The organism is Massilia norwichensis (assembly GCF_024753245.1).
Taxonomy (GTDB): domain Bacteria; phylum Pseudomonadota; class Gammaproteobacteria; order Burkholderiales; family Burkholderiaceae_D; genus Telluria; species Telluria norwichensis.
Genome location: NZ_JANUGX010000008.1, coordinates 1 through 26945, shown reverse-complemented (window position 1 = coordinate 26945; position 26945 = coordinate 1). Strand labels below are relative to the sequence as shown.

23 protein-coding genes and 1 other RNA gene are annotated in these 26945 nt (G+C 63.2%); 7 read left to right on the top strand and 17 right to left on the bottom strand.

The window, feature by feature from the left end; all coding sequences use genetic code 11:
* The first annotated feature begins 287 nt into the window (after positions 1-287).
* Positions 288-632, top strand: a complete 345-nt coding sequence (locus tag NX782_RS08615) for a hypothetical protein (protein WP_258845034.1) — start codon at positions 288-290, stop codon at positions 630-632.
* 152 nt (positions 633-784) lie between these two features.
* On the opposite strand, the gene cysM is transcribed toward NX782_RS08615, so the two are convergent.
* The 16 genes from cysM to gyrA all read right to left on the bottom strand — a co-directional run bounded on the left by cysM (position 785) and on the right by gyrA (position 18525).
* Positions 785-1687, bottom strand: coding sequence for a cysteine synthase CysM (cysM, locus tag NX782_RS08610; RefSeq protein ID WP_258845033.1), 903 nt, complete (start codon positions 1685-1687; stop codon positions 785-787).
* Between the two features lie 179 nt (positions 1688-1866).
* A complete protein-coding gene (locus NX782_RS08605) occupies positions 1867-2238 on the bottom strand; it encodes a ComEA family DNA-binding protein (protein ID WP_258845032.1) in 372 nt (123 codons plus the stop codon).
* A 113-nt stretch (positions 2239-2351) separates the two neighbouring features.
* Entirely contained in the window at positions 2352-3368 is a 1017-nt protein-coding gene (gene rfaE1 / locus NX782_RS08600; RefSeq protein WP_258845031.1) for a D-glycero-beta-D-manno-heptose-7-phosphate kinase, read from the bottom strand.
* A gap of 9 nt (positions 3369-3377) precedes the next feature.
* Positions 3378-4745: a UDP-glucose dehydrogenase family protein gene (locus NX782_RS08595; RefSeq protein WP_258845030.1), complete on the bottom strand. Its 1368-nt coding sequence runs from the start codon at positions 4743-4745 to the stop codon at positions 3378-3380.
* A 12-nt stretch (positions 4746-4757) separates the two neighbouring features.
* On the bottom strand, positions 4758-5933 hold the full coding sequence (gene lapB, locus NX782_RS08590; RefSeq protein ID WP_258845029.1) for a lipopolysaccharide assembly protein LapB: 1176 nt from the start codon (positions 5931-5933) through the stop codon (positions 4758-4760).
* 26 nt (positions 5934-5959) lie between these two features.
* Complete coding sequence (locus NX782_RS08585) at positions 5960-6262, bottom strand: LapA family protein (protein ID WP_230027580.1); 303 nt, start codon at positions 6260-6262, stop codon at positions 5960-5962.
* A gap of 230 nt (positions 6263-6492) precedes the next feature.
* Positions 6493-6798 (bottom strand): integration host factor subunit beta, encoded by a 306-nt coding sequence (locus NX782_RS08580; protein ID WP_008446215.1) that lies wholly within the window; start codon positions 6796-6798, stop codon positions 6493-6495.
* Between the two features lie 18 nt (positions 6799-6816).
* Positions 6817-8523: a 30S ribosomal protein S1 gene (rpsA, locus tag NX782_RS08575; protein ID WP_258845028.1), complete on the bottom strand. Its 1707-nt coding sequence runs from the start codon at positions 8521-8523 to the stop codon at positions 6817-6819.
* Positions 8524-8612: 89 nt separating this feature from the next.
* Positions 8613-9275, bottom strand: a complete 663-nt coding sequence (gene cmk / locus NX782_RS08570; RefSeq protein WP_258845027.1) for a (d)CMP kinase — start codon at positions 9273-9275, stop codon at positions 8613-8615.
* 99 nt (positions 9276-9374) lie between these two features.
* The gene (gene aroA / locus NX782_RS08565; RefSeq protein WP_258845026.1) at positions 9375-10718 is read right to left on the bottom strand and encodes a 3-phosphoshikimate 1-carboxyvinyltransferase; all 1344 of its coding nucleotides are present in this window, start codon (positions 10716-10718) and stop codon (positions 9375-9377) included.
* Positions 10715-11635: a prephenate dehydrogenase gene (locus NX782_RS08560; protein ID WP_258845025.1), complete on the bottom strand. Its 921-nt coding sequence runs from the start codon at positions 11633-11635 to the stop codon at positions 10715-10717. The genes aroA and NX782_RS08560 overlap by 4 nt, the downstream gene beginning before the upstream one ends.
* On the bottom strand, positions 11635-12738 hold the full coding sequence (gene hisC, locus NX782_RS08555) for a histidinol-phosphate transaminase (RefSeq protein ID WP_308632877.1): 1104 nt from the start codon (positions 12736-12738) through the stop codon (positions 11635-11637). Before hisC ends, NX782_RS08560 begins: the two co-directional genes overlap by 1 nt.
* A 162-nt stretch (positions 12739-12900) precedes the next feature.
* A complete protein-coding gene (gene pheA, locus NX782_RS08550; protein WP_258845024.1) occupies positions 12901-13971 on the bottom strand; it encodes a prephenate dehydratase in 1071 nt (356 codons plus the stop codon).
* 123 nt (positions 13972-14094) lie between these two features.
* Positions 14095-15195 carry a 3-phosphoserine/phosphohydroxythreonine transaminase gene (gene serC / locus NX782_RS08545; RefSeq protein ID WP_258845023.1) on the bottom strand — a complete coding sequence of 367 codons (1101 nt, stop codon included), beginning with the start codon at positions 15193-15195 and terminating at the stop codon, positions 14095-14097.
* A gap of 12 nt (positions 15196-15207) precedes the next feature.
* Entirely contained in the window at positions 15208-15756 is a 549-nt protein-coding gene (locus tag NX782_RS08540) for a DUF2059 domain-containing protein (RefSeq protein ID WP_258845022.1), read from the bottom strand.
* 153 nt (positions 15757-15909) lie between these two features.
* The gene (gene gyrA / locus NX782_RS08535; RefSeq protein WP_258845021.1) at positions 15910-18525 is read right to left on the bottom strand and encodes a DNA gyrase subunit A; all 2616 of its coding nucleotides are present in this window, start codon (positions 18523-18525) and stop codon (positions 15910-15912) included.
* Positions 18526-18900: 375 nt separating this feature from the next.
* On the opposite strand from gyrA, the gene ompA reads away from it, so the two are divergent.
* The 4 genes from ompA to NX782_RS08515 all read left to right on the top strand — a co-directional run bounded on the left by ompA (position 18901) and on the right by NX782_RS08515 (position 22019).
* A complete protein-coding gene (gene ompA / locus NX782_RS08530) occupies positions 18901-19617 on the top strand; it encodes an outer membrane protein OmpA (protein WP_308632876.1) in 717 nt (238 codons plus the stop codon).
* A 92-nt stretch (positions 19618-19709) separates the two neighbouring features.
* On the top strand, positions 19710-20429 hold the full coding sequence (ubiG, locus tag NX782_RS08525) for a bifunctional 2-polyprenyl-6-hydroxyphenol methylase/3-demethylubiquinol 3-O-methyltransferase UbiG (RefSeq protein WP_502572701.1): 720 nt from the start codon (positions 19710-19712) through the stop codon (positions 20427-20429).
* Between the two features lie 19 nt (positions 20430-20448).
* Positions 20449-21144 carry an HAD family hydrolase gene (locus NX782_RS08520; RefSeq protein WP_258845020.1) on the top strand — a complete coding sequence of 232 codons (696 nt, stop codon included), beginning with the start codon at positions 20449-20451 and terminating at the stop codon, positions 21142-21144.
* Positions 21145-21362: 218 nt separating this feature from the next.
* Entirely contained in the window at positions 21363-22019 is a 657-nt protein-coding gene (locus tag NX782_RS08515; RefSeq protein ID WP_258845170.1) for a glycine zipper 2TM domain-containing protein, read from the top strand.
* Positions 22020-22074: 55 nt separating this feature from the next.
* Here the strand turns inward: NX782_RS08515 and NX782_RS08510 are convergent, their stop codons facing one another.
* A complete protein-coding gene (locus tag NX782_RS08510; RefSeq protein ID WP_258845019.1) occupies positions 22075-22926 on the bottom strand; it encodes a class I SAM-dependent methyltransferase in 852 nt (283 codons plus the stop codon).
* Positions 22927-23086: 160 nt separating this feature from the next.
* Here NX782_RS08510 and ssrA point away from each other — a divergent pair.
* Positions 23087-23445: a transfer-messenger RNA gene (gene ssrA, locus NX782_RS08505) on the top strand.
* Positions 23446-24103: 658 nt separating this feature from the next.
* Entirely contained in the window at positions 24104-26896 is a 2793-nt protein-coding gene (locus NX782_RS08500; protein ID WP_258845018.1) for a TonB-dependent receptor plug domain-containing protein, read from the top strand.
* The last annotated feature ends 49 nt before the right edge of the window (positions 26897-26945 follow it).

Below are 26945 nucleotides of genomic sequence, written 5' to 3'. Positions count from 1 at the left end.
CTTGGTGTTTCACCATGCCTTTTGGAAACGTGCGGCAGCGCATCGAGAATTGCTTTACACTTAAGTTTAAATAAAAAGCAATTAATTTTTCAGTGAGTTTGTGAGAGAATTGCATTGCGGCTATTGTTGCAGCAAGACAACGGACTGAGCAGGCACGACTGATACTTATTGCTCTTGAGTACTAAATTAGAAATTAGTTGTATAATTTAGTAGAAATAATCGTAATCTTGTTGGGTAACAAAGCCGCCAGCGAACTCCATCAACCCAAAAATAGGAATAGTGACATCATGACGAACCAAGTCGGCATTGATATGAACAGCGATTCGGAAAATGACGAACTGCTGCAGTACAACCCGAACCGCCTGCTCGACACCCTGATCGAGAACCTGCGCCTGAAGAACGACGCAGCCCTGTCCCGCGCCCTGGAAGTGGCACCGCCGGTGATCTCGAAGATCCGCCACCACCGCCTGCCGGTCGGCGCATCGCTGCTGATCCGCATGCACGAAGTCAGCGACCTGTCGATCCGCGACCTGCGCTACCTGATGGGCGACCGCCGTGCGAAATTCCGCATCAGCGACAAGCAGTTCAAGCCGAAAGACAAGGACAACAACGCCGGTACCGGCGCGGAATAAGCGTGAGCGCGCCTACGGACGGCGGTATTCCATGCCGCCGCACCGTCTGCAGAAATAGCATTTCTTCCTCGTCAGGGGAACACCCAGCGCCTAGACCTCGCGCCGGGAGCAATGAGACAACCGACCACGGAGTCGGTGAATAAGCTAGCCCATCAGGCGGGGAATACACCCGTCGACAGATAACGATCGCCGCGGTCGCATACAACGAAGACGATCGTCGCGTTCTCCACGGTCTGCGAAATACGCAAGGCGATTTCGCAGGCGCCCGCTGCGGAAATACCGCAGAAGATGCCCTCTTCGGCCGCCAGACGGCGCGCCATCTGTTCCGCAGCCGCCTGCGTCACGTTCTCGACCTGGTCGACACGCGCCTTGTCGAAGATCTTCGGCAGGTAGGCTTCCGGCCATTTGCGGATACCCGGGATCGACGACCCCTCTTCCGGCTGCGCGCCGATGATGCGGATCGCCTCGTTCTGTTCCTTCAGGTAGTGCGACACGCCCATGATGGTGCCGGTGGTGCCCATCGCGCTGACGAAGTGGGTCACGCGGCCCTCGGTGTCGCGCCAGATCTCCGGACCGGTGGTCTCGTAGTGGGCGCGCGGGTTGTCCTGGTTGCCGAACTGGTCGAGGATGATGCCCTTGCCGTCCTTCTGCATCGACTCGGCGAGGTCGCGCGCATACTCCATGCCGCCGGTCTTCGGCGTCAGGATGATCTGGGCACCGTAGGCCGCCATGCTCTGGCGGCGTTCGATCGACAGGTTGTCCGGCATGATCAACAGCATCTTGTAGCCCTTGATCGCGGCCGCCATGGCCAGCGCGATGCCGGTATTGCCGCTGGTCGCTTCGATCAGGGTGTCGCCCGGCTTGATCTGGCCGCGCTCTTCCGCGCCGCGCAGCATCGACATGGCGGCGCGGTCCTTGACCGAACCTGCCGGGTTATTGCCTTCGAGTTTGCCGAGAATGATGTTGTTGCGGGCCGCGGCGTCCGCGCCGGGAATACGGACCAGCTGCACCAGCGGGGTGTTGCCGATCGTGTCCTGAATGGTCTTGTATGCCATGGGTTTGCTTCTGCTTTCTTGCGATCTCAAAACGCCATTCTAATCCGAGATCAACAGCGGCGTATGCTCGTGGCCATGAAGAGCATGACTGGAAGCAATGTAGGGTGGGCTCCCCGAGCCCACGCGGGCGCTGGCATGTCGCAATCGTCCGCGTGGGCACGGCGTGCCCACCCTACGTTTTAACTAGCTGCCTTGGCCGCAGCTTCCGGCTTCGCAGCCGCCTTCGACGCCTTGGCCGGCTTGGCGGCTGCCTTGTCTTCTGCTTTACCCATGGCCGCGCCGTCCTTCGATTTGCCGTTCACCTGCAGGCCGGCTTCCGACAGCTTGGCGGCGCGCTTGTCGCCCACGCCCTTCACGCGCTTCTGGAAGTCTGCCCAGTCCTTGAATTCGCCCTTGGCGCGTTCGTCGATGATGGCCTTCGACATGCTCGGGCCGACGCCCTTCACCGAATCCAGCGCCGCGACATCGGCCTTGTTGACGTCGACCTGGGCAAAGGCGATGTTCATCGACGCTGCCAGCGCAGCGATTGCAAGGAACAGTTTCTTGATCATCTGGTTTTCTCCGTTGGTTGGAAAGCGGGCGGCAGGCGCCGCCCGGCTTCCTTAACGGACCAGCACACCGGCCGTTGACGCCGGGCGTTTGTGGGAGCGCAAGCGCTCGAAGCTTAGACGGCTCCCGCGTCGGCCACGGTGTCGCTGCGGCGGCGATGCGCGAACAGCTCTTCGCGGGTGACGGTGGCCGTACCCAGCTTGCCGACCACGATGCCGCCGGCGCGGTTGGCGGTGGCCAGCGCTTCCGGCAGCGAGGCGCCCGCGCCCAGCATCGCCGCCATGGTGGCGATCACGGTGTCGCCGGCGCCGGAGACGTCGAACACTTCGCGCGCGTCGGCCGGCACGTGCACCACCTCGTCGGCGGTGTACAGGCTCATGCCCTCTTCCGAACGGGTCAGCAGCAGCGCGCTCAGGCCCAGCTCTTCGCGCAGGCCCTGGGCCTTGGCGGTGAGCTGCTCTTCGGTCTTCCAGCTGCCGACGATGCGCTTCAGTTCCGACTTGTTCGGGGTCAGCATGGTGGCGCCGCGGTAAGGCGTGAAGTCGTCGCCCTTCGGGTCGACCATCACGGTCTTGCCGGCCTCGCGCGCCATGCGGATCATCTCGGCCACGTTCACCAGGCTGCCCTTGTTGTAGTCGGAGAAGATGATGACGTCGTAGTCCGGCAGCACGGCCTTGAACTGGGTCAGCTTGTCGCGCAGCGTGGTTTCGCTCGGCGCTTCTTCGAAGTCGATGCGCACCATCTGCTGCTGGCGTCCGATCACGCGCAGCTTGACGATGGTGGAGATCTGTTCGTCGCGCTTGAGGTAGCTGTCGATGCTGGATTCGCGCAGGATCTGCTCGACCTCGTCGCCGGCTTCGTCGTTGCCGACCACGCCCAGCAGGCCGCAGTGGGCGCCGAGGGCGGCGGCGTTGCGCGCCACGTTGGCGGCGCCGCCCAGGCGGGCTTCGCGCTTCTCGATGCGCACCACCGGCACCGGTGCTTCCGGCGAGATGCGGGAAACATCGCCGAACCAGTAGCGGTCCAGCATGACGTCGCCGACCACCAGCAGGCGCACGGCGTCGAGGTCAGGCGCGTCGGCCTGGCGGTAGCTGTCGGTCGGCAGCAGGCGGCTTGGGATATCCTTGCTCATCGTCTCCCCTCACTTGCTGGTCAGGACCGAACGGCCGATGCCGTGGTATTCGATGCCCAGGCTGGTCATCAGGGCCGGTTCGTACAGGTTGCGGCCGTCGATGATCACCGGCTGCTTCAGGCGCGCCTTGATCTGCTCGAAGTCCGGGCTGCGGAAGGCCTTCCATTCGGTGACGATCACCAGTGCCTCGGCGCCCGTCAGCGCGTCCATCGGCGATTCGCTGAACTCGATGCGCGCCAGCTTGTCGTCGCCCAGGTCCAGTGCCAGCACCCGCTTCGCTTCATGCATCGCGACCGGGTCGTGCACGGCGACGGTGGCGCCGCGTTCGATCAGCTCCTGCAGCAGCACGCGCGACGGCGCTTCGCGCATGTCGTCGGTGTTCGGCTTGAAGGCCAGGCCCCAGACCGCGAAACGGCGGCCAGCCAGGTCTTCGCCGAAGCGCGCCACGACCTTGCGGCCCAGCACATGCTTCTGGCGCTCGTTGACGGCTTCCACGGCGCTCAGGATCAGCAGGTCCTGGTTGTACTGGCGCGCGGTGCGCTCGATCGCCTGCACGTCCTTGGGGAAGCAGGAACCGCCATAGCCGGCGCCGGCGTACAGGAAGCTGTGGCCGATGCGCGGGTCGGAGCCGATGCCGTGGCGTACCGCCTCGATGTCGGCGCCAACCTTGTCGGCCAGGTTGGCCAGTTCGTTCATGAACGAGATGCGGGTCGCCAGCATGGCGTTGGCGGCATATTTCGTGAACTCGGCCGAGCGCACGTCCATCCAGTAGGTGCGCTCGTGATTGCGGTTGAAGGGCGCGTACAGCAGCTTCATGAGCTCGCGCGCGCGCTGGCCGCTCGGCGTATCGTCGTGGCCGATGACGATGCGGTCCGGACGCATGAAGTCCTCGACGGCGGCGCCCTCTTTCAGGAATTCCGGATTCGACACCACGGTGAACTCCGGCTGCACGCCACGCGCGGCCAGCTCTTCGCGGATCGCGGCGGCGACGCGGTCGGCGGTGCCCACCGGCACGGTCGACTTGTCGACGATGACCTTGAAGCCATCCATGTGGCGGCCGATGCTGCGCGCGGCGGCCAGCACGTATTGCAGGTCGGCGGAGCCGTCTTCGTCCGGCGGCGTGCCGACGGCGATGAACTGCAGCTGGCCATGGGCCACGCTGGCGGCGACATCGGTCGAGAAATGCAGGCGGCCGGCGGCGCGGTTACGCGCGACGACTTCTTCCAGGCCGGGTTCGTGGATGGGGATGCCGCCGTTGTTGAGCAGGTCGATCTTGCGCTGGTCGACGTCGAGGCAGAACACATCGTTGCCCAGTTCCGCCAGGCAGGCGCCGGTAACAAGACCGACGTAGCCGGTGCCGATAATCGTAATCTTCATTTTCTCAGTTCATCAATTCATGACATTCAGTTCTTCGGTGCGGCGCGGCGGGTAGGTTTCCCACTTGCTGCAACCCGGGCATTGCCAGTAGTACTGGCGCGCCTTGAAACCGCAGTGGCTGCACTGGTAGCGCGCCAGCTTCTGCGTATAGCCGTGGACCAGGTTCTTCACCATCGACAATTCTTCCCAGACATTCGCCGGCGCATCCATCAGGCGCGCTTCGAGCAGCTTGTCCAGGCCCAGCAGGGTCGGGTTGCGGCGCAGTTCTTCGACCACCAGTTGTTTGGCAGCGTCGACGCCGTTCAGTTCGATCACAGCCTTGAACACGACCTCGATCAGATCAATGGACGATGCTTCCGCGAGATAGGAACGCAGCAGGTTGACGCCTTCCTGCGCCCGGCCGACCTTGCGGTAGCCGTCCATCAGGCGGGCAGCGACCAGGGCCACGTGCGGCACGCTCTGCTGCTCGACGCGGCGCCAGGTCTTCAGCGCGCCTTCGATGTCGCCCTGGGCGGTCTGGGCATCGCCGTACAGCATGGTCGCGCGCACGCTCTTGCGGTCGGCCTGCAGGGCTTTATCGAGCAATTGCATGGCGTCGGCCGGCTGCATGTGGACCAGCGCATCCTGGGCCAGCTCGCAATAGAACTGGGCGATTTCCTTGTGCTGGGCGCCGGCGCCGGATTCCTGCAGGCCTTCCGCGGCGGCGATCGCGCGGCGCCATTCCTTTTCGCGCTGGAAGATCTCCAGCAGTGCGCGGCGGGCCTGCACGCCATACTGCGTGTCGACCAGCAAATTGAAGGTTTCCTCGGCGCGGTCCAGCAGGCCGGCCTTCAGGTAGTCCATGCCGAGTTCGTACTGGGCGTGCACCTGCTGCTCGATCGGCAGGTCCGGGCGCGACAGCAGGTTCTGGTGGACGCGGATGGCGCGCTCGGTCTCGCCGCGGCGGCGGAACAGGTTGCCGAGCGCAAAGTGCATCTCGGCCGTTTCAGGATCGAGCTTGACGATCTCGATGAAGGCGTCGATCGCCTTGTCGGGCTGCTCGTTGAGAAGGAAGTTCAGGCCCTTGAAGTAGCCGCGCGGCAGACTGCGCGATTCGGAGACGAGCTGCTTGATGTCGACGCGGGCGGCGATCCAGCCGAGGGCAAAAAAGACGGGGATGCCGAGCAGCCACCAGATTTCAAATTCCATGTGATTCTTGTTCTGTTAGAGACAGCTTAGCGGGGCGTGACGCTGTCGGGTTGCGGGGCGCTGGCAGCGGTACCGGCGGCGCTCTGCAGGGCCTGGATGGTGTTCTTGTGCTGGGAGCTTTCGCGGCGGTGACGGAACACGGTCGGCGTCACGGCCAGGATGCCGAGGAAGGCGCCGGCGATGAAGAAGGCTAACAGCATCAGCACCAGCGGGCCGCGCAATTCATAACCGAGGAAAAAATGCAGGTCCACCTGGTCGGTGTTCTTGAGGGCGAAGCCGAAAAAGAGGACGAACAGGATGCATCCGAGGATGGCGGAAACGATCTTCATCTCATTAGGTCCTGTCAGGAAACACGTCAAAGGCGAAGTGTCGCATATTTGGGAGGAGTTTTCAAAACGACGGCCAAAGCCGTCGTCCCCGCGAAGGCGGGGACCCAAGTTCGTGGCATATCGCCAAACTTGGATTCCCGCCTGCGCGGGAATGACGTATTGAAGCCGCAGGCGAAAAAAAACGGCATCTCCGAAGAGACGCCGTTTCTGCCTGCCGGACGGCAGACGACTCAGTCTTCGATGATCGGTTGCCCGACCATCGCGTCGACCCGCTCACGCAACTGCTTGCCCGGCTTGAAGTGGGGCACCCGCTTTTCGGGCACCATCACCTTGTCGCCGGACTTCGGATTGCGTCCGATGCGGGGCGGTCGGCTGTTCAGCGCGAAGCTGCCGAAACCGCGGATCTCGATGCGCTGGCCGGTCGCCAGGGCGTTGGTCATCGCATCGAGGATGGTCTTGACAGCGTATTCCGCATCTTTGGCCACCAGCTGAGAGTAACGCTCGGCCAGGCGGTTGATCAGCTCGGACTTGGTCATCTGCGCTTTTCCAGGTTATTAGCCTTTGTTGTCGAACTTGGCCTTCAGCAGTGCGCCCAGCGAGGTGGTGCCGGAAGCAGCGCTGTTGTCCGAAGCCAGCTTCTGCATGGCTTCCTGGGTGTCGGCATTGTCTTTCGCCTTGATCGACAGCTGGATGCTGCGAGCTTTGCGATCGATGTTGATGACCAGGGCTTCGACCTTGTCGCCCACTTTCAGGTGGGTGCCGGCATCTTCAACGCGGTCACGCGAGATTTCCGAAGCGCGCAGGTAGCCTTCGACTTCGTCGTTCAGCGCGATCACGGCGCCTTTCGGCTCAACCGACTTCACGGTGCCGGTGACCAGGGTGCCCTTGTCGTTCAGCGAAGCGAAGTTGTTGAACGGGTCGCCTTCCAGCTGCTTCACGCCCAGCGAAACACGCTCGCGCTCGACGTCGATGGCCAGAACCACGGCTTCCAGCTCGTCGCCCTTCTTGAAGCGACGCACGGCTTCTTCGCCGGCTTCGGTCCAGGACAGGTCGGACAGGTGCACCAGACCGTCGATGTTGCCCGGCAGGCCGATGAACACGCCGAAGTCGGTGATCGACTTGATCGAACCCTTGACCTTGTCGCCCTTCTTGTGGGTCATGCCGAAGTCGTCCCACGGATTCGCCTTGCACTGCTTCATGCCCAGCGAGATACGACGACGCTCTTCGTCGATTTCCAGAACCATGACTTCGACTTCGTCGCCCAGCTGGACAACTTTGTTCGGAGCGACGTTCTTGTTGGTCCAGTCCATTTCCGAGACGTGCACCAGGCCTTCGATGCCCTGCTCGACTTCAACGAACGCACCGTAGTCGGTCAGGTTGGTGACCTTGCCGAACAGGCGGGTGCCTTGCGGGTAGCGACGCGACAGACCGGTCCACGGATCGTCGCCCAGCTGCTTCACGCCCAGCGAAACGCGGTTCTTTTCCTGATCGTACTTCAGGACCTTGGCGGTGATTTCCTGGCCGACGGTCAGGACTTCCGACGGGTGACGCACACGACGCCATGCCAGGTCGGTGATGTGCAGCAGGCCGTCGATGCCGCCCAGGTCGACGAACGCACCGTAGTCGGTGATGTTCTTGACGACGCCGGTGACCACGGTGCCTTCTTTCAGCGTTTCCATCAGCTTCGCACGCTCTTCGCCCATCGATGCTTCGATGACGGCGCGACGCGACAGCACGACGTTGTTACGCTTGCGGTCCAGCTTGATGACCTTGAATTCGAGGGTCTTGCCTTCGAACGGGGTGGTGTCCTTGACCGGACGGGTGTCGACCAGCGAACCCGGCAGGAATGCGCGGATGCCGTTGGTCAGGACGGTCAGGCCGCCCTTGACTTTGCCATTGACGGTGCCGGTGACGATCTCGCCCGACTCCATTGCTTTTTCCAGAGCCAGCCACGATGCCAGGCGCTTGGCCTTGTCGCGCGACAGGATGGTATCGCCGAAACCGTTTTCCAGCGATTCGATGGCCACGGAAACGAAGTCGCCAATCTGGACTTCCAGTTCGCCCTGGTCATTCTTGAATTCTTCGACCGGGATGAAAGCTTCCGACTTCAGGCCTGCGTTGACGATCACGAAGTTGTGATCCAGACGCACGACTTCGGCCGAGATGACTTCGCCCGAACGCATGTCTTGACGCGACAGCGACTCTTCGAAGAGTGCTGCGAAGCTTTCCATACCGGTATCTTGATTTGCTGCAGTAGCCATGAGTTTTTGAAAGGTTAGCCAGCAGAACGGCGATATGCCTTCTGAACTGGGTCAGGTTGAAACACACCCGGGCACACGCCCGGGCACCACTAGCTGTGCGCGTACCAGTCGAGCACCCTGGCGACCGCCTCATCGACGGACATATTCGAGGTATCGAGGATATGCGCACCCTCTGCCGGGACCAGCGGTGCCACGGCGCGCTGGGTATCGCGCGCATCGCGGGACTGCAAATCTTCCAGCAGATCGTCCATATTAGCAGAAAATCCTTTGTCAATCAATTGCTTATACCGGCGTTGCGCACGTGCCTCAACACTTGCGGTCAGGAACACCTTGCATTTCGCACCAGGAAAGATCACGGTGCCCATGTCACGCCCGTCGGCCACCAGGCCGGGCGTCTCGCGAAAGCCCAGTTGCAGGGCAAACAAGGCCTGGCGCACGCTCGGCAGCGCGGCGATTTTCGAGGCCATGTTGCCGACTTCCTCGGCGCGGATGGCATGGCTGACATCTTCGGTGCCCAGGTAGATGTGGCCGCCGTTGAAGCGCGCCGGCAGGTGCTCGGCCACCTTGGCGACGGCATGCTCGTCCGTCAGATTCGTGCCGCGGCGCAGCGCCGACAACGCGGTCAGGCGGTACAGGGCGCCGGAATCCAGCAGGTGAAAGCCGAGGTGATCGGCGACGCGATGGGCCACCGTGCCCTTGCCGGACGCGGTCGGACCGTCGATGGTGATGACAGGGATAGTTGAATTGGGCATTGATGTGTGATGCGATAGATCGTGCGAGGGCACGGGATGCCACCCCACCGAAACGTAGGGTGGACACCCCGTGCCCACGCGTTGATTGATACGAAACCGTCAGAATAGATCGGTTTTGGCGATCCCGGCAAACGTTTCGAAATAATCCGGGAAAGTCTTGGCCACGCATTTCGGATCGTTGATCCGCATGGCGTTGCCGCGGCGCGCCTTGCCGTCCAGCGAGGCCAGCGAGAAGCACATCGCCATCCGGTGGTCGTCGTAGGTGTCGATGGTGGCCGGCTGAAGTTCGGCGGGCGGCGTCACGCGCAGGTAATCCGCGCCCTCCTCCACGGTCGCGCCGACCTTGCGCAGCTCGGTCGCCATGGCGGCCAGGCGGTCGGTTTCCTTCACGCGCCAGCTGGCAATGTTGCGCAGCGTGCTGGTGCCGTCGGCATACAGCGCGGCCACGGCGATGGTCATGGCGGCGTCGGGAATGTGGTTGAAGTCGGCGTCGATCGCTTTCAACACGCCGTTCGAGCGCGCTTCGATCCAGGTGTCGCCGCGCGTGATGGTCACGCCCATCTGCTCGAGTGCGTCCGCAAAGCGCACGTCGCCCTGGATGCTGTCGCGGCCCACACCCTCGACCCGCACCGGCCCGCCGGCGATCGCGCCGGCCGCCAGGAAGTAGGAGGCCGAAGAGGCGTCGCCCTCCACGTGGATGCTGCCGGGCGTACGGTAGCGCTGGCCCGGCTGCACCGTGAAGGCAGACCAGCCGTCCTGCTCGACCGTCACGCCGAAGCGGCGCATCAGGTTCAGCGTGATCTCGATGTAGGGCTTGGAGATCAACTCCCCTTCCACCTCGATCGTCACCGGATGGTCTTTCGCCATCAGCGGCGCCGCCATCAGGAGCGCGGTCAGGAACTGGCTCGACACGTTGCCGCGCACCGACATGCGGGAGGCAACGATGTGGCCGCGGCGGATGCGCAGCGGCGGGTAGCCGGGCGTGCCGGTGTAGTCGATCTGAGCGCCGACCGCGTTCAGGGCATCGACCAGATCGCCGATCGGGCGTTCGTGCATGCGCTGCACGCCATGCAGCGTGTAGTCGCCGCCGATCACGGCCAGGGCCGCCGTCAACGGACGGATCGCGGTGCCGGCATTGCCCATGAAGAGGTCGGCCTCATGGATGGGCAGCGCCCCGCCCGCGCCGTGCACGACGTGGGTGCGCTCGTCGAGCTGCTCCCAGCGGATGCCGAGCTTTTGCAGCGCGCCCAGCATGACCAGGGTATCGTCCGAGGCCAGCAGGTCGTGGATGGTGGTCGTGCCCTCGCTGAGCGCGGCCAGCAGCAGCGTGCGGTTGGAGATGCTCTTCGAGCCCGGCAGGCGTACGCTGCCTTCCACGTGCATCACGGGTTCGAGGTCGATGTGTTCCGGAAAATGTTTTAACTGAGGTTTAGCTTGACTCATTCTGTTCCTGATTCCTGGGCAGGCGGTTTTTCGGCGGCCTCGATCGCTTCGATCCAGGCGCGCCGCGCACGCTGGGCGTTGCCGTAGACGGACTCCAGTGCGGCGCCGTCGGCGGCGGCCAGGCGCGCACGCAAGCCGTTTAATTGTGCCAGATAGGCATCCAGCTCGCCGAGCAGCGCGTCGCGGTTCGCCAGGCTGATGTCGCGCCACATTTCCGGCGACGAGCCGGCGATGCGCGTGAAGTCGCGAAAGCCGCTGGCGGCGTACTGGAACAGCAGATCGGCATGCGCCTTGTTGGCGATGTCGTCGACCAGCGCATACGCCAGCAGGTGCGGTAAATGGCTGACCGCGGCGAATACCTTGTCGTGCTCGCCCGGCGTGAGGGTGTGGATGATGGCGCCGCACAGGCGCCAGGCCGCGGCGACGCGCTCGACGTCGGCCGCCAAATTTTCCGGCAGCGGCGTGAGCACGGTCTTCTTGCCGCGGTAGAGGTCGGGGATGGCCGCGTCCGGACCGTTCGACTCGCGCCCGGCGATCGGGTGGCCCGGGACGAACTGGCGAATGCGCTCGCCGAGCACGGCGCGGGCGTTGGCGACCACGTCCGACTTGGTGCTGCCGGCATCGGTGACGATGGTGTCCGGCTCCAGCCAGGGCAGCAGATCGCGCAGGATGGCCGGGGTCTGCGCGACCGGGGCCGCGATCAGCACCAGGTCGGCGCCGCGCAGCGCCTGCGCAGGCAGGGTGCAGGCCTGGTCGACGATGCCCAGTTCGAGCGCGCGCGCCAGCGCCTCGCCCGAGCGTTCGAGCCCGACCACGGTGCCGACCGCGCCGGCCGCCTTCAAGCCCAGCGCAAACGACCCGCCGATCAGGCCGACGCCGACGACGACAAGCTTGTCGAACGCGACCGGGCCCGCCATCAGCCGAGCGCCTGCTTCAGCGCTTCAATGAAACGCGCGTTCTCTTCCGGCAGGCCGATCGAGATGCGCAGCCACTGCGGCAGGCCGTAGGCACCGACCGGGCGCACGATCACGCCCTGCTTCAGCAAGGCGATGTTCACGCGCGCGCCGGCACCGTCATCGTCGCCAACCCTCACCAGCACGAAGTTGCCATGCGAAGGCACGTACTCGAGCTTCAGTTCATCGAAGGCGGCGGTCAGTTGCCGGTAGCCGGCGCGGTTGTTCTCGAAGCCCTTCTGCAGGAAGTCCTTGTCGTTCAGCGCGGCGATGGCGGCGGCCTGGGCCAGCGAGTTGACGTTGAACGGCTGGCGAATGCGATTCATCAGGTCCGTCACCGCCGGCTGGGCGATCGCGAAGCCGACGCGCAGGCCGGCCAAGCCATAGGCCTTCGAGAAGGTGCGCGAGACGATCAGGTTGGGGAACTTGCGCACCCACTGGGTCGACTCGAACTGGTCCTTCTGCTCCAGGTATTCGTTGTAGGCCTCGTCCAGCACCACCACCACGCTTGGCGGCACCTTGGCCAGGAAGGCTTCGATCTCGGGCGCCGAAATGAAGGTACCGGTCGGGTTGTTCGGATTGGCGATGTAGATCAGGCGGGTGTCGTCTTCGATGGCGGCGGCCATGGCGTCGAGGTCGTGGCCATAGTCCCTGGCCGGCACCACGATGCCGCGTGCGCCGACGCCCTGGGCGGCCAGCGCGTACACCGCGAACGAATACTGCGCATACATCACCGACTGGCCCTTCTGCACGAAGGCGTGGGCGGCGATCTCGAGGATGTCGTTGGAGCCGTTGCCGAGGGTGATCCAGTCGGCCGGCACGTCGTAGCGCTGGGACAGCGCGGCCTTCAGCTCGAAGCCGTTGGCGTCCGGATAGCGACCCAGCTCGGCGGCGGCCTGCACCATCGCCTGCCTGGCCGATTCCGGCACGCCGAAGGGGTTCTCGTTGGATGCCAGCTTGACGATATTGGCTTCATCCAGGCCGAACTCGCGGGCGACTTCGGAGATGGGTTTGCCGGCCTGGTAAGGGGCGATGGCGCGGACGTAATCGGGACCGAATTGCGACATGATTTCTCTCTGAGTTAATTCTGTAATTAGTTAGCTTAACAGGGCCTCGAAGAACCGTAGCGAGCAGGGCTCAGTTCTGGCCGAGAAGCGCAGCCGTACATCCGGTACGGCGAGCATCGCAGGCCGGAAATGTGCCCGCGCAGTAGGTTATTCGAGGTTCCACTACAAACCAACCGGGTAGGAACCGAGGACCTTGAAAAAGGCGGCGTTGGTTTTCAGCTCGTCGAGGGCGCGCGCAACCGGCGCATCCTGCAGGTGGCCTTCGACGTCGACATAGAAATAGTATTCCCAGGTGCCGATACGGGCCGGGCGCGATTCGAAGCGCGTCATCGACACGCCGTGGCTGGCCAGCGGCGCCAGCAGATTGTAGACGGCACCGGCCTTGTTCGGCACCGCCAGCACCAGCGAGGTGCGGTCCTGGCCCGACGGACCGGCAGCCTGGCGGCCGATCACGGCAAAGCGCGTGCGGTTGTGCGGATCGTCCTGGATGTGGGCCTGCACCACGCCCAGCTTGTACTGCTCGCCCGCCATCTCGCTGGCGATCGCGGCCACGCTCGGGTCCTGGCTGGCCATCACCGCCGCCTCGGCATTCGAGGCGACGGCGCGGCGCTCGATGTTCGGGTGATGCAGGTTGAGCCAGGCCTGGCACTGGGCCAGCGCCTGCGAATGCGCGCACACGACCTTCACGCCTTCCATGCTGCCGGTGCTGCTCATCAGGCTATGGTGGACCGGGATCGAGACTTCGCCGCTGATGATGGCGGTGGTGGCCAGCATCAGGTCGAGGGTGCGGTTGATCGCGCCTTCGGACGAGTTCTCGACCGGGACCACGCCGTAGTCGGCGGTGCCGGCCTCGGTGGCGCGGAACACTTCGTCGATCGAGACGCAGGGCAAGCCTTCGACGGCGCTGCCGAAATGCTGGAACACGGCCTGCTCGCTGAAGGTGCCGGTGGGGCCGAGGAAGGCGACCGTGACGCGCTTTTCCAGCGCGCGGCAGGACGACATGATCTCGCGGAAGATGGTCTGCACGTCCTGGTCCTTCAGCGGACCGGGATTGTTGTCGGCGACCTTGCGCAGGACTTGCGCTTCGCGCTCGGGGCGGAACACCGGCGCGTTGGTCTCAGCCTTCACGTGGCCGACTTCCTGCGCCACTTTACCGCGGCGGCTCAGAAGTTCGAGGATTTGCGCGTCGATCGCATCGATCTGTTCGCGCAGGGGTTGGAGTTTGTCTGTCATTGTTTGCTCATGATTATGTTCGCGGCCTTACGGACGTCATTCCCGCGAAGGCGGGAATCCAAGTGCTGCCAGCATCTCGACTGCTTGACAAACCTGGGTTCCCGCCTGCGCGGGAACGACGGGTTAGCGCCCGGCAAACTCGTTCAAATAATCGACCAGGGCTTGCACGCCCTCGATCGGCATCGCGTTATAGATCGATGCCCGCATACCGCCGACGGACTTGTGGCCCTTCAGTTGCAGCAGCCCGCGCGCCTTGGCGCCGGCCAGGAATTGGTCGTTCAGGGATTCGTCGCGCAGGTAGAACGGTATGTTCATGCGCGAACGGCATTCCGGCGCCACGCGATTCCGGTAGAAATCGTCGGCGTCCAGCGCGGCATACAGCAGGCGCGCTTTTTCGATATTGCGCTGCTCCATCGCCGCCACGCCGCCCAGCCGCTTCAGGTGGGCGAACACCAGGCCGGCAATGTAAATTGCGTAGGTCGGCGGTGTGTTCAGCATGGAGTCGGCATCGGCCACCGCGCGCCAATTGAAGACGCCCGGGCAGATCGGCAGCGCGCAGTCCAGCAGGTCTTCGCGCACGATTAGCAGGGTCAGGCCGGCCGGACCGATGTTCTTCTGGGCGCCGGCGAAGATCACGCCGTACTTCGAGACGTCGATCACGCGCGACAGGATGTGCGAGGACATGTCGGCCACCAGCGGCACATCACGCCCATGAGCGCCTTGCACGGTCGGCACGAAATTGAATTCGACGCCGTCGATGGTTTCGTTGGTGCAGACGTGCAGGTAGGCGGCATCGTCGCTGAGGCGCCAGGATTCCTGCGGCGGCACGGTAGTGAAGCCGCCCGCTTCGCCGGAGGCCGCCACGTTCACCTTCGCATAACGCGCCGCTTCCTTGATCGACTTGCTGGACCAGGAACCGGTCTGCACGAAGTCGATGGTGGCCGGTTGAGCCTTGCGGCCCGCCAGGTTCAGCGGGACCAGCGAATTTTGCCCCAGTCCCCCACCCTGCATGAACAGGATTTTATAGTTGGCGGGGACGTTCAGCAGTTCGCGCAGGTCGGCTTCGGCCTGCTGGTAGATCGAGATGAATTCGGGGCCGCGATGGCTCATCTCCATCACGGACATGCCGCTGCCGTGCCAGTCGAGCATCTCGCTGGCGGCCTGCTGCAGGACTTCTTTCGGGAGGACGGCCGGGCCGGCGGAAAAATTGAATACCTGGGTCACTGGTCGCACCTCTCAGTTACTGCTCAGGGTCAGCACCAGCTGCGACATCGTTTTCTGGATCCGCGGCATCATGACGCGGTTGGAAATCTCGGCGCATTCGGCCAACAACTGCGGCATCGTGGCCAGCATCTTCTGACCCAGAGGCGAACGATACAGGACGACCATCTGCTTGAGCTCATCCACCGTGTAGGTCCGGGCATACAGGGGCAGGGTTTCCGAAACGATGTCGTCGACCAGGCTCGGGTCGGCATACAGTGCATGCGCCTGCTTGGCGATCGCCGGGGTCGACGCATCGACTTTCGCCAGCGCGGCCTTTTTCTGCTCGGCGCTCATCGTCGTATCGTTCTCGACCATTCCGGTCATCACGGATTTCATTTGCGCAGGCAATTGTTTCTCTGCCTGCTGCAAGGACATGATCACCAGCTCGCGATACTTCATCACCTCCATCAGCTGCCGGCTGGCCTCGATGGCAGCCGGATCGACCACCGGCGCTGCATACGCAAACATCGGCACCAGGCTGAAAGCGAAGGCGGAAGCGACGGCGGCGAGATGCTTTTTCATGGAGGTTCCTCATGGACGGGGAACTCGATTTTCGCACGAAACTTGCAAAAAATCCTCAAGCGGGGAGATTTTTCGCCGCATTGCAGCAAAGCGCCAAAAGAAAAACGGCCCGTGCATCGCTGCAGGGGCCGTTTCAAGGGAGACGGGTGCTGCTTATTCCGGCGCCGGCTCCAGTTCCACTTCGTCGACGTCGCTCTCGACCACGCGCTGCAGGCCGGACAGCTTGGTGCCGTCTTCCACCGCGATCAGGGTCACGCCCTGGGTCGCGCGGCCCATCTCGCGGATCTCGGCCACGCGGGTGCGGATCAGCACGCCGCCGGTCGTGATCAGCATGATTTCGTCGGTGTCGTTCACCAGGGTCGCGGCCACCACCTTGCCGTTACGCTCGGTGGTCTGGATCGCGATCATGCCCTTGGTGCCGCGGCCGTGGCGGGTGTACTCCATGATCGGGGTACGCTTGCCGAAGCCGTTCTCGGTGGCGGTGAGCACGGACTGCTGCTCGTTCTCGGCCACCAGCAGCGCGATCACGTTCTGGCCTTCTTCCAGGTTCATGCCGCGCACGCCGCGCGCGGTACGGCCCATCGGGCGCACGTCGTTCTCGTCGAAGCGCACGGCCTTGCCGGCGTCCGAGAACAGCATCACGTCGTGCTTGCCGTCGGTCAGTGCGGCGCCGATCAGGAAGTCGCCCTCGTCCAGGTCGACGGCGATGATGCCGGCCTTGCGCGGGTTGCTGAAGTCCTTCAGCGGGGTCTTCTTGACGGTGCCCAGGCTGGTCGCCATGAAGACGTAGTGGTCTTCCGGGAAGCTCGAGTTTTCGCCCGACAGCGGCAGCACCACCGTGATCTTCTCGCCATCCTGCAGCGGGAACATGTTCACGATGGGTTTACCGCGCGAGTTGCGCGAGCCCTGCGGCACTTCCCACACCTTCAGCCAGTACATCCGGCCGCGGTTGCTGAAGCACAGGATGTAGTCGTGGGTGTTGGCGATGAACAGCTGGTCGATCCAGTCCTCGTCCTTGGTCGCCATCGCCTGCTTGCCGCGGCCGCCGCGCTTCTGCGCACGGTATTCCGAGATCGGCTGCGACTTCATGTAACCGGTGTGCGACAGGGTCACCACCATGTCCTGCGGCGTGATCAGGTCTTCGGTTTCGAGGTCGCTGGCGTTGTGCTCGATGGCCGAGCGGCGGCTGTCCTTGCCGTTCTCGGTGTAGTCGGCCTTGATCTGCGACATTTCGTCGACGATGATCGCGGTGACGCGCTCCGGCTTGGCCAGGATGTCGAGCAGGTCGGCGATGTGAGCCATCACCTCTTTGTACTCGTTGACGATCTTGTCCTGCTCGAGGCCGGTCAGGCGCTGCAGACGCATCTGCAGGATTTCCTGGGTCTGCTCGTCCGACAGACGGTACATGCCGTCGGCCTGCATGCCGTAGTGCTTCGGCAGGTGCTCCGGACGGAAGGCTTCGATGCCGCCGGCGGCGCCGGTTTCGGTGCGGTTCAGCATCTCGCGCACCAGCGACGAATCCCAGGTGCGCTGCATCAGCTCGACCTTGGCGACCGGCGGGGTCGGCGCAGCCTTGATGATGGCGATGAACTCGTCGATGTTCGCCAGCGCAACAGCGAGACCCTCTAACATGTGCCCGCGTTCGCGCGCCTTGCGCAGCTCGAACACGGTGCGGCGGGTAACGACTTCACGACGGTGCGACAGGAAGCTCTCGAGCATCTGCTTGAGGTTCAGCAGCTTCGGCTGGCCGTTGACCAGCGCCACCATGTTCATGCCGAAGGTGTCTTGCAGCTGAGTCTGCTTGTACAGGTTGTTCAGCACCACTTCCGGCACTTCGCCGCGCTTCAGCTCGATCACCACGCGCATGCCCGACTTGTCGGACTCGTCGCGGATGTCGGAGATGCCTTCCAGCTTCTTGTCGCGCACGTTCTCGGCGATGCGCTCGAGCAGCGACTTCTTGTTCACCTGGTACGGCAGCTCGTCGACGATGATGGCCACGCGGCCGCCGTCCTTGCCGTACTCTTCGAAGTGGGTCTTGGCGCGCATCACCACGCGGCCGCGGCCGGTGCGGTAACCATCGCGCACGCCGGACACGCCGTAGATGATGCCGGCGGTCGGGAAGTCCGGCGCCGGGATCAGTTCGATCAGTTCGTCGATCGAGCAGTCCGGGTTCTTCAGCACGTGGAGCGCGCCGTTGATGACTTCGGACAGGTTGTGCGGCGGGATGTTGGTCGCCATGCCGACCGCGATGCCCGAGGAGCCGTTCACCAGCAGGTTCGGGATGCGGGTCGGCAGGACGGTCGGTTCCTTTTCCTTACCGTCGTAGTTCGGCTGGAAGTCGACGGTGTCCTTGTCGATGTCGGCCAGCAGTTCCTGGGAAATCTTGTCGAGGCGGCACTCGGTATAACGCATCGCCGCGGCGCTGTCGCCGTCGATGGAACCGAAGTTGCCCTGCCCGTCCACCAGCGTGTAGCGCAGCGAGAAGTCCTGCGCCATGCGCACCAGGGTGTCGTAGATCGAGGCGTCGCCGTGCGGGTGGAATTTACCCATGGTCTCGCCGACCACACGCGCACACTTCAGGTACGGGCGGTTCCACACGTTGTTCATCTCGTGCATCGCGAACAGCACGCGGCGGTGCACCGGCTTGAGACCGTCGCGCGCATCCGGCAGAGCACGGCCCACGATCACGCTCATCGCGTAATCGAGGTAGCTCTTGCGCATCTCTTCTTCCAAGGAAATTGGAATTGTTTCTTTTGCGAATTGATCCATTGGCGGGTCGGCTTTTTTCAGCAGTAAATTTGAATTCCTAAGCTCATGATTTTACCACGCGCGCCATATATCAGCAGCCGATTTTGAAAGCAAGGTCAGCACGGCAAGAGTGTGCACAATTGCGATTCTTGACACATGCCTGTCATAAACTTTCGTCAAGCTTGCGAACTGTTCACGACACGTTGTTGCGCAGAAACAACGCGACAAATCTCATGCAGGGCAAATGCACCCCCTGCGGTCGTGCGGATGTAGCGTATGTGGCAAAATGGCCGAGAAGTTAATTGCATGTTTCACAATGCGAAACAGACACGTCTATGCGGATGTTAATATTCTGCCTACGTGCCCGCTTAAGATTTACCGAAAGGAAGAAAAAATATGAAAAAATTGGCAACCCTCATGCTCGCAGCTTCGGCAGCGATGGCCGGCAGCGCTTTCGCGCAGAGCGCACCGCCGTATGCGCCGCTGACGACCGACATCCAGGCGCCGAAGCCCTATAGCGCTTACGTGCAGGATGCCCGCGGCGTGATCGCGCGCAATCCTTTCGGCCTGTGCTGGCGTACCGGCTACTGGACCCCGGCCGACGCGGTCCCGGGTTGCGACGCGCCGCTGTGCGTGCCGCCTGAGAAGCTGGAAAACGGCAAGTGCGTCGCCCCGCCGCCGCCGCCGGTCGTCGAAGCCCCGGCACCTGCTCCGGCACCTGCCCCGGCACCGGCTCCGGTCCCGACCTCGGAAAAAGTGAGCTACTCGGCTGACGCCTTCTTCGACTTCGACAAGGCCGTGCTGAAGCCGGCTGGCAAGGCATCGCTGGATGACCTGACCTCGAAGCTGAAAGACATCAACCTGGAAGTCATCATCGCCGTCGGCCACACCGACTCGGTCGGTACCGATGCCTACAACCAGAAGCTGTCGGTCCGCCGCGCTGAAGCCGTCAAGGCCTACCTGCAGAGCAAGGGCGTGGAATCGAACCGCATCTACACCGAAGGCAAGGGCGAGAAGCAGCCTGTGGCCGACAACAAGACCGCCGCCGGCCGTGCCAAGAACCGCCGCGTGGAAATCGAAGTGGTCGGTACCCGCAGCACCCAGCAGCAGTAAGCCTCGCCGCCTGCCAATGACCCCGCTTCGGCGGGGTTTTTTTTCGCCAGCTAAACCGTAGCACCGCGGCATTTCCGTTATTATTCCGACCTATGACTACCGAACCGACGATGGCGGCCAACGCCGACCCTTTGGAAATCCAGAAATTCAGCGAACTGGCTCACCGCTGGTGGGACCCGACGTCCGAGTTCCGTCCGCTGCACGAGATCAATCCGCTGCGCCTCGAGTGGATCAACGCGCGCGTGCCGCTCAGCGGCAAGAACGTGATCGACATCGGCTGCGGCGGCGGGGTGCTATCCGAGTCGATGGCGCGCAAGGGCGCCAAGGTGACCGGCATCGACCTGTCCAAGAAGGCGCTGAAAGTGGCCGACCTGCACAGCCTGGAATCCGGCATGGAGGTGCGCTACAAGCTCATCGCGGCTGAAGACATGGCTGCCGAGGAACCGGGCCAGTTCGACGTCGTCACCTGCATGGAGATGCTCGAGCACGTTCCCGATCCGGCCGCCATCGTGCGCGCCGCGGCCGCGCTCGTGAAGCCGGGCGGCCACGTGTTCTTCTCGACCCTGAACCGCAATCCGAAGTCCTACCTGTTCGCGGTGATCGGCGCCGAGTACGTGCTGCGCATGCTGCCGCGCGGTACCCACGACTACGCCAAGTTCATCACCCCGGCCGAGCTGTCCGGCTTCATCCGTGCCGCCGGCCTGCAGCTCGACGGTATGAAGGGCCTGAGCTACAACCCGCTCACCAAGATCTATTCGCTGAACCAGGACACCGACGTCAACTACATGGTCGCCTGTACCAAGCCTCTGTAATCCGTACCCACGAAGCCGCATGACTTTTCCTTCCCGCCTGCCCGCCCCGCGCGCCGTCCTGTTCGACCTCGACGGCACGCTGGCCGATACCGCGCCCGACCTGGCCGCCGCCGTCAACTGGCTGCGCACCGAGCGCGGCCTCGAACCGACGCCCTATGCGGTGCTGCGGCCCACGGCCTCGGCCGGCGCGCGCGGCATGATCGGCGCCGCCTTCGGCCTGCAACCAGGCGATGAAGGCTACGAAACGCTGCGCCTGCAGTGGTTCGACCGCTACCAGTCCGCCATGGCGGTCGAGACCACGCTGTTCGACGGCGTGCCGGAACTGCTCAAGGGCATCGAAGAGGCCGGCATGGCCTGGGGCGTGGTCACCAACAAGCCGATGCGCTTCACGGACCCGCTGATCCCGCAGATCGGCCTGGCGCACGCCGGCTGCATCGTCTCCGGCGACACCACCGGCTTCGCCAAGCCCCACCCTGCTCCGCTGCTCGAAGGCGCACGCCTGCTGGGCCTGCCGCCGGAAACCTGCTGGTATGTCGGCGACGACCTGCGCGACGTCGAAGCCGGCCGCGCCGCCGGCATGGTGACGGTGGCCTGCGGCTGGGGCTATTGCGGCGACATTCCGCCCGCTACCTGGGGCGCCGACTACCTGCTCGAGACGCCGCTGCAACTGCTGCAGTTGTTGCGTGAGGTGGTCGAGGCTGCGCACGTAGCCTAATCAAGCGTGTCCAACAAAGGCTCAGGGCAAGGGATGCGGCCACCCGACGCGCCGTCGAAGACAGTACGCTAGTACGGCGAGACGGCGCAACGCCGCCATGAGCCTTTGTCGGGCACGCTTACATATCTTTACGATTGATACAGGGTACAGTCTAGTTCTCCACGATCGCCATCAGTAATCTACTCCCATCGGACAACGCAATACCTCAGGAGCAGACCATGGAAGCGATCAAGACCACCACCAACCGTATCCACCCGCTGATGGCAGCCGCCGCCGCATCGGTCATCGTCGTCAGCCTGGTCGGCACCGCCGCCATCACCGGCGTCCTGCCGAGTTCGAACAGCGCGCCGTCGCCGCAAGCTGCTGCCCTGATGACTTCGCAAAACGGCTATGCGCCAGGCTACGCCGGCGCACCGGCGCCCGCCGCCGGCTACGTCCAGCCGGTGCAGGGCCAGCCGGTCGGCTATGCCCAGCCGGTCCAGGCGCAGACGATCGGCTACGCACAACCGGTGCAAGGCGCTTACCCGCAGCCGGCCGCGGCCATGTATGCCCAGTCCGCCCCGGTTGCCGCTGCCGCCCCTGCCCCGGCTCCAGTGGTGATCAAGGAAACCGTGATCAAGGAAGTGCCGGTCAAGCAGGCTGCGCCGAAGCCGCGCACCGTGGTGCACCACACCTATGCACGTAACGATTACTACGCGCCGGCCCCGCGCCCGGCCCCGCAGCCGAACTATGTCGGCATCGGCACCGGCGCCGTCATCGGCGGCCTGATCGGCAACCAGATCGGCGGCGGCAACGGCAAGAAGCTGGCGACCGTGGCCGGCATCATCGGCGGCGGCATGATCGGCAACCAGATGATCAACAACCCGAACCGTTGATTTTCAGCGTTTGAAATGAAGCCGCAGGCGCGCGAGTCCTGCGGCTTTTTACGTTCTACGTTTTACGAAAAACGCTGACGATGATGTCGCTCGGGAACAGGCGCAGCAGCGGAATCGTGCACAGCACGGCCGCATACTGCAGGTAGAGCGAGGGACCGGCCATATTGCCGGTGCAGCGCATGCGCTCCAGCAGGCCCTTCGCGCGCAGCGAGGGCAACTCGCCCGAATGCACGCACCGGAAACCGTGCCTGCTCACCAGGCGCGTCAGGTTGGCAGGACGAAAATAGTGGACGTGCGGCGACGGCAGGTCCTTCTGCCACAAACGTTCGAAAGGGCTGCGCCAGCCGGCTTTCGCGAAGGCCTTGGACAGGCGGTAGAAGAAGCCGGCGCTGTTGGGCAGATTCAGGATCAGCAGACCACCCTCGTTCAGGCGCGCATGGCAGGCGTCGAGCGCCGAGCGAATGTCGGGAATATGTTCGATGACGTCGTTGAAGACGATGACGTCGAAGCTTTCGCCGGGCTGCAGCGCCTGCGGGAAATAGCCCGCCCGTACCGGCAGGCCACGCGCCGCCGTGCGTCCGCCGACAGCCTCATCCGGCTCGATGCCGAGCACCTCGAAGCGCTCGCGGGCTGTTTCCAGGAACCAGCCATGGGCACAGCCGACATCCAGCAGACGGCTCGCCTCCGGTCGGGCCAGTTGCCGCGCGAGGGCGACAATCTCCCGGAAATTCTCCTGGCGCAGGGCCTTCAGGCCCAGCTCGCGGTCCTGTTCGTCGAGCCGCGCACCGGCCTCGGCCTCATTGATCGCCCCTTGCAAAGCAGCGCTTTCATACCCACATTCGTGGCAGGACGCATGCCAGCCGGCCAAGCCGGCGGCTTGCGGGGTACCGCAGACGATACAAGTCATTCGAGCTCCGTTGTCGGTCATTCGGAAATCTCCAGCTGCCGAGATGATAGTCCGGGTTTGACAACAAAAGTCTCTCGAAAGTTAACCGTCACGAACGACTCGAAAGACCCGCATCACTGCACACCGCCTCTATTTACGATACAATGGAGGTTCTTCGTTGGGGGGCGACCTGGTTTCGACGTGGGTTGCAAAGCAGCGCAGGGCATACCGAGGACTGGTTACCTCGTAAATACATCCAGAAATCAATAACTGCAAACGATAACTCGTACGCACTCGCAGCCTAATCGCTGCTAGCTCTACACCACCTCGCCTCTCGGGTGGGCCGCAAGGCAAGTAGAGTCATTTAGAGAGGCTAGGACTCAAGCGGGTTACTTGCTTGCTTCCGAAATTTTAGGTAACTCGCTAGTACACAGGGTGCACATCCCCGTTGTGCTGGTTAAATTAAAAGATAGTGCTAAGTATGTAGAACTGTCTGTAGAGTGCTTGCGGACGCGGGTTCGATTCCCGCCGCCTCCACCAGTATTCAAAAACAAAGGCCTCGTCGGCGCAAGCTGACGAGGCCTTTGTTTTTGAATACCTGCATGAGCTGACGGCATCGAATCCGCGTCCGGCACGGACGCGGGGCGGAGCCGGGGTTTCTCGCCGCACCGCGACGAGCCGGCGCAGCGACCTTGCGCTGGCAAGCGCAAGGGCTCTCCGATTCGGCTGACTAAGCAGTCGCGCAGCGACTGCGCCAAAGCCCTGCCGACGCAAGCCGGTGGGGCTTTGTTTTTGAATACCTGCATGAGCTGACGGGCATCGAATCCGCGTCCGGCACGGACGCGGGGCGGAGCCGGGGTTTCCTGCCGCAGTCGTGCGCGGCCTTTGTTTATGCGCCTCTCCCTGTCCATACTGCACCGCAGCAATTTCCTGCCTCGCCGCAGCCGTTTACAAAATTTCGTTTCGTCAAGGATCAAGAATCAGCCACATACGTAACAGACTGTATCAAAAAACCAACGGATGTAACTTAAAGCAACGCAATATTTCGTAAACGCATATTTACATCTTTGCACAGGTGCAATGTTGTGCAACAGTATTTGTACGCGTAATGAGTAGCCATCCGGCATGACGACCGGAACAGCACGCGGGTCGCTTATAAATTTACATCCCAGGAGTAGTTGTGAAGCATAAAAGTATCTTGAATAAGAAAGCCATGGCCCTGGCCGTTACCCTGGCCATTCCAGCTCTGGTCGCTGCGCAAGAGGCTAACCAGCCCGAACCGAAGATGCAGCGTGTTGAAGTCACCGGCTCCAGCATCAAGCGCACCGACACGGAAGCAGCCAGCGCGGTCCAGATCCTGACCCGCGACGATATCGAAAAGACCGGCCAGACCACGGCCCTGGGCATCCTCACCGCCACCTCCTCGATCAGCACCGACATCAGCTCGGCCTCCGCCAGCTCGGGCAGCTTCGCAACCGGTTCGTCGGGCGTCAGCATGCGCGGCCTGAGCAAGGTTGCGACCCTGATCCTGGTCAACGGCCGCCGCATCGCCCCTTATGGCCTGGCCGATGGCGCACAGCAGAACTTCACCAACCTGGATGCGATCGCCAGCGACGCCATCGAGCGCATCGAAGTCCTGAAGGACGGCGCTTCGGCAATCTATGGTTCCGACGCGATTGCCGGCGTGGTCAACATCATCCTGCGCAGCAACTACGAAGGTTTCCAGATCAAGGGCCAGTACAGCGAAGCGCCGCACTTCAACGATGCGCGCAACCGCAACCTCTCGGCGATCTGGGGCTACGGCGACATCGACAAGAACGGCTTCAACACCTACCTGACCGCCGAAGCCTACAAGACCGACGGCTACAGCCAGGCCGACCAGGCCGCACTCTATCCGGCATGGCACCGCCTGACCCCGGGCCGCTCAACCTACGATGCGAAGAGCTCGTTCTCGCCGACCGGTAACTACTTCCTGAGCAGCACCAACATCGTCGCTGCACCGGGTTGCCCGGCTTCCGACATCGATCCGGCCGACAAGCTGTGCAAGTGGGATGCCACCGCGTACAACGGTCTGCGCACGGACAACAAGCGCCACTCGATCGCCAGCAGCACCCACTTCCGCATCGGCAAGGACATCAACGCGAACTTCGAGGTCACGACCGCCGGCGAGACCAGCGAATACATCGTGGCGCCGTTCAGCATGAGCAACGGCAGCGCCACCAGCTCGCAGAGCGTCTGGTACAACGCGATCGCAGGCAAGATGGTCGGCCCGTTCTCGTACCCGAAACTGCCGGTCGGCCACCCGATGAACCCGTACAGCACGCCGACTGAGTACCGTGCCCGTCTGATGGACACCGGCAACGGCTTCAACTTCAACCGCACCGATTCCGACCAGCAGCGCGTCATGCTCGCACTGGACGGCACCATCGGCGGCTGGGACTGGAAATCGGCACTGGGCTACGCGCACTCGAGCGCCACCAAGGCCACCCGCGCCGTCAGCGCCACCGGCTACACCAACGCGATCGTCAACAAGACTTACCAGTTCGGCAAGCAGAACGACGCAGCCCTGCTGGAATCGATGTTCCCGGTCCGTACCACCGAAGGCGAAGCCAAGGTCAAGTTCTTCGACGCGACCGTGTCGGGCACCGTGGCCCAGCTGCCGGCCGGTCCGCTGAATGTTGCGTTCGGCACCGACATCCGCCAGAACGCCTACTGGATGAAGAGCTCGGACAACGTGCTGCGTGGTGAGCTGGTCGGTGTGTTCGGCCTGCAGGTCGACGATTCCCGCAACGAATATGCGCTGTTCACCGAGGCAAACGTTCCGCTGCTGAAGGGTCTGGAACTGAACGCGGCCATCCGCGCCGACAAGAGCGGCGATTTCGACGCCCACCTGTCGCCGAAGCTGGGCCTGCGCTACACTGTCAACGACAGCCTGCTGCTGCGCGCCACCGCATCGGGCGGCTTCCGCGCACCGAACATCGTCGAATCCGGTAACGGCCTGGGCCGCAGCTCGGTTGCCACCGGCGTCAACGACCTGCGCCGCTGCCCGGTCGCCAACCAGCTGAACGCCCTGGTGCAGAACGCTGCCGGCGCAACCACCGCCGACAAGGCGCAGGCCAACAGCTTCCGCAACGCGGAGTGCTCGGCCGGTCTGCCGAGTTTCGTGTCGTCGAACCCCGACCTGAAGCCGGAAATCTCGCGTTCGGTGACCCTGGGCGCCGTCTGGGAGCCGGTCAAGAACTGGAGCGCCGGTCTCGACTACTACTTCATCGAGCGCCGCAACGAAATCGGCACCCGTGGCGTGACCGACATCCTGAAAGGCGAGGCAAGCCTGCCGGCTGGCCAGCTGATCCGTATCGACAACACCGCCAACGACAACGAGTTCCTGTCGCTGGTGAAGAAGTACGCGCCGAACAACACCATCAACTACGGTGGCGTTGGCCAACTGGGCCTGGTGTACAACCCGTACGTCAACAGCGGCCGTACCCGTGTTTCGGGCTTCGACTTCGACGCATCGGGCCGCTTCAAGTTCATGGACACCGACTTCCGCCTGAAGCTCGACGGTTCCTACGTCTGGAAATACCAGAACTACAGCCAGGCCCTGAACGCGTATGACGAGAACATCGCCGGTACCTGGGACTTCTACGACTTCCCGGCATCGCGCCTGAAGACCGTGACCAAGCTGTTCATGAAGAAGGGTGATTTCGACCACTCGATCACCATGAACTACAACAGCGGCTGGGGCAACAACAGCAACTCGTCGCCGACCTACTGCGTCACGCAGAAAGTCGCACCGGAGAACATGGCTACCTGTAACCATGTCGGCAGCAACACCACCTTCGACTACTCGCTGACCTACTCGGGTATCGATCACGTGAAGCTGAGCCTGTTCGTCAACAACATCTTCGAACAGGACTACCCGATCACCTGGCGCGACGGCTACGTAGCACAGTACCGCCGCGTGTCGGTGGCCGCGACCTACAAGTTCTGATCGCGTCGTTCTCTCTCGCAGTCACTCGGACCAGGCTTCGGCCTGGTCT

What these genes read in the sequence shown, in the direction of transcription:
- NX782_RS08595 (WP_258845030.1), bottom strand. Translation starts at nt 4,745, where the DNA reads ATGAAGATTACGATTATCGGCACCGGCTACGTCGGTCTTGTTACCGGC.
- cmk (WP_258845027.1), bottom strand. Translation starts at nt 9,275, where the DNA reads ATGCCCAATTCAACTATCCCTGTCATCACCATCGACGGTCCGACCGCG.
- NX782_RS08615 (WP_258845034.1), top strand. Translation starts at nt 288, where the DNA reads ATGACGAACCAAGTCGGCATTGATATGAACAGCGATTCGGAAAATGAC.
- rfaE1 (WP_258845031.1), bottom strand. Translation starts at nt 3,368, where the DNA reads ATGAGCAAGGATATCCCAAGCCGCCTGCTGCCGACCGACAGCTACCGC.
- aroA (WP_258845026.1), bottom strand. Translation starts at nt 10,718, where the DNA reads ATGAGTCAAGCTAAACCTCAGTTAAAACATTTTCCGGAACACATCGAC.
- pheA (WP_258845024.1), bottom strand. Translation starts at nt 13,971, where the DNA reads ATGACAGACAAACTCCAACCCCTGCGCGAACAGATCGATGCGATCGAC.
- NX782_RS08510 (WP_258845019.1), bottom strand. Translation starts at nt 22,926, where the DNA reads ATGACTTGTATCGTCTGCGGTACCCCGCAAGCCGCCGGCTTGGCCGGC.
- gyrA (WP_258845021.1), bottom strand. Translation starts at nt 18,525, where the DNA reads ATGGATCAATTCGCAAAAGAAACAATTCCAATTTCCTTGGAAGAAGAG.
- NX782_RS08540 (WP_258845022.1), bottom strand. Translation starts at nt 15,756, where the DNA reads ATGAAAAAGCATCTCGCCGCCGTCGCTTCCGCCTTCGCTTTCAGCCTG.
- NX782_RS08580 (WP_008446215.1), bottom strand. Translation starts at nt 6,798, where the DNA reads ATGACCAAGTCCGAGCTGATCAACCGCCTGGCCGAGCGTTACTCTCAG.
- NX782_RS08605 (WP_258845032.1), bottom strand. Translation starts at nt 2,238, where the DNA reads ATGATCAAGAAACTGTTCCTTGCAATCGCTGCGCTGGCAGCGTCGATG.
- ubiG (WP_502572701.1), top strand. Translation starts at nt 19,710, where the DNA reads ATGACTACCGAACCGACGATGGCGGCCAACGCCGACCCTTTGGAAATC.
- lapB (WP_258845029.1), bottom strand. Translation starts at nt 5,933, where the DNA reads ATGGAATTTGAAATCTGGTGGCTGCTCGGCATCCCCGTCTTTTTTGCC.
- cysM (WP_258845033.1), bottom strand. Translation starts at nt 1,687, where the DNA reads ATGGCATACAAGACCATTCAGGACACGATCGGCAACACCCCGCTGGTG.
- hisC (WP_308632877.1), bottom strand. Translation starts at nt 12,738, where the DNA reads ATGTCGCAATTCGGTCCCGATTACGTCCGCGCCATCGCCCCTTACCAG.
- NX782_RS08515 (WP_258845170.1), top strand. Translation starts at nt 21,363, where the DNA reads ATGGAAGCGATCAAGACCACCACCAACCGTATCCACCCGCTGATGGCA.
- ompA (WP_308632876.1), top strand. Translation starts at nt 18,901, where the DNA reads ATGAAAAAATTGGCAACCCTCATGCTCGCAGCTTCGGCAGCGATGGCC.
- rpsA (WP_258845028.1), bottom strand. Translation starts at nt 8,523, where the DNA reads ATGGCTACTGCAGCAAATCAAGATACCGGTATGGAAAGCTTCGCAGCA.
- NX782_RS08520 (WP_258845020.1), top strand. Translation starts at nt 20,449, where the DNA reads ATGACTTTTCCTTCCCGCCTGCCCGCCCCGCGCGCCGTCCTGTTCGAC.
- NX782_RS08560 (WP_258845025.1), bottom strand. Translation starts at nt 11,635, where the DNA reads ATGGCGGGCCCGGTCGCGTTCGACAAGCTTGTCGTCGTCGGCGTCGGC.
- NX782_RS08585 (WP_230027580.1), bottom strand. Translation starts at nt 6,262, where the DNA reads ATGAAGATCGTTTCCGCCATCCTCGGATGCATCCTGTTCGTCCTCTTT.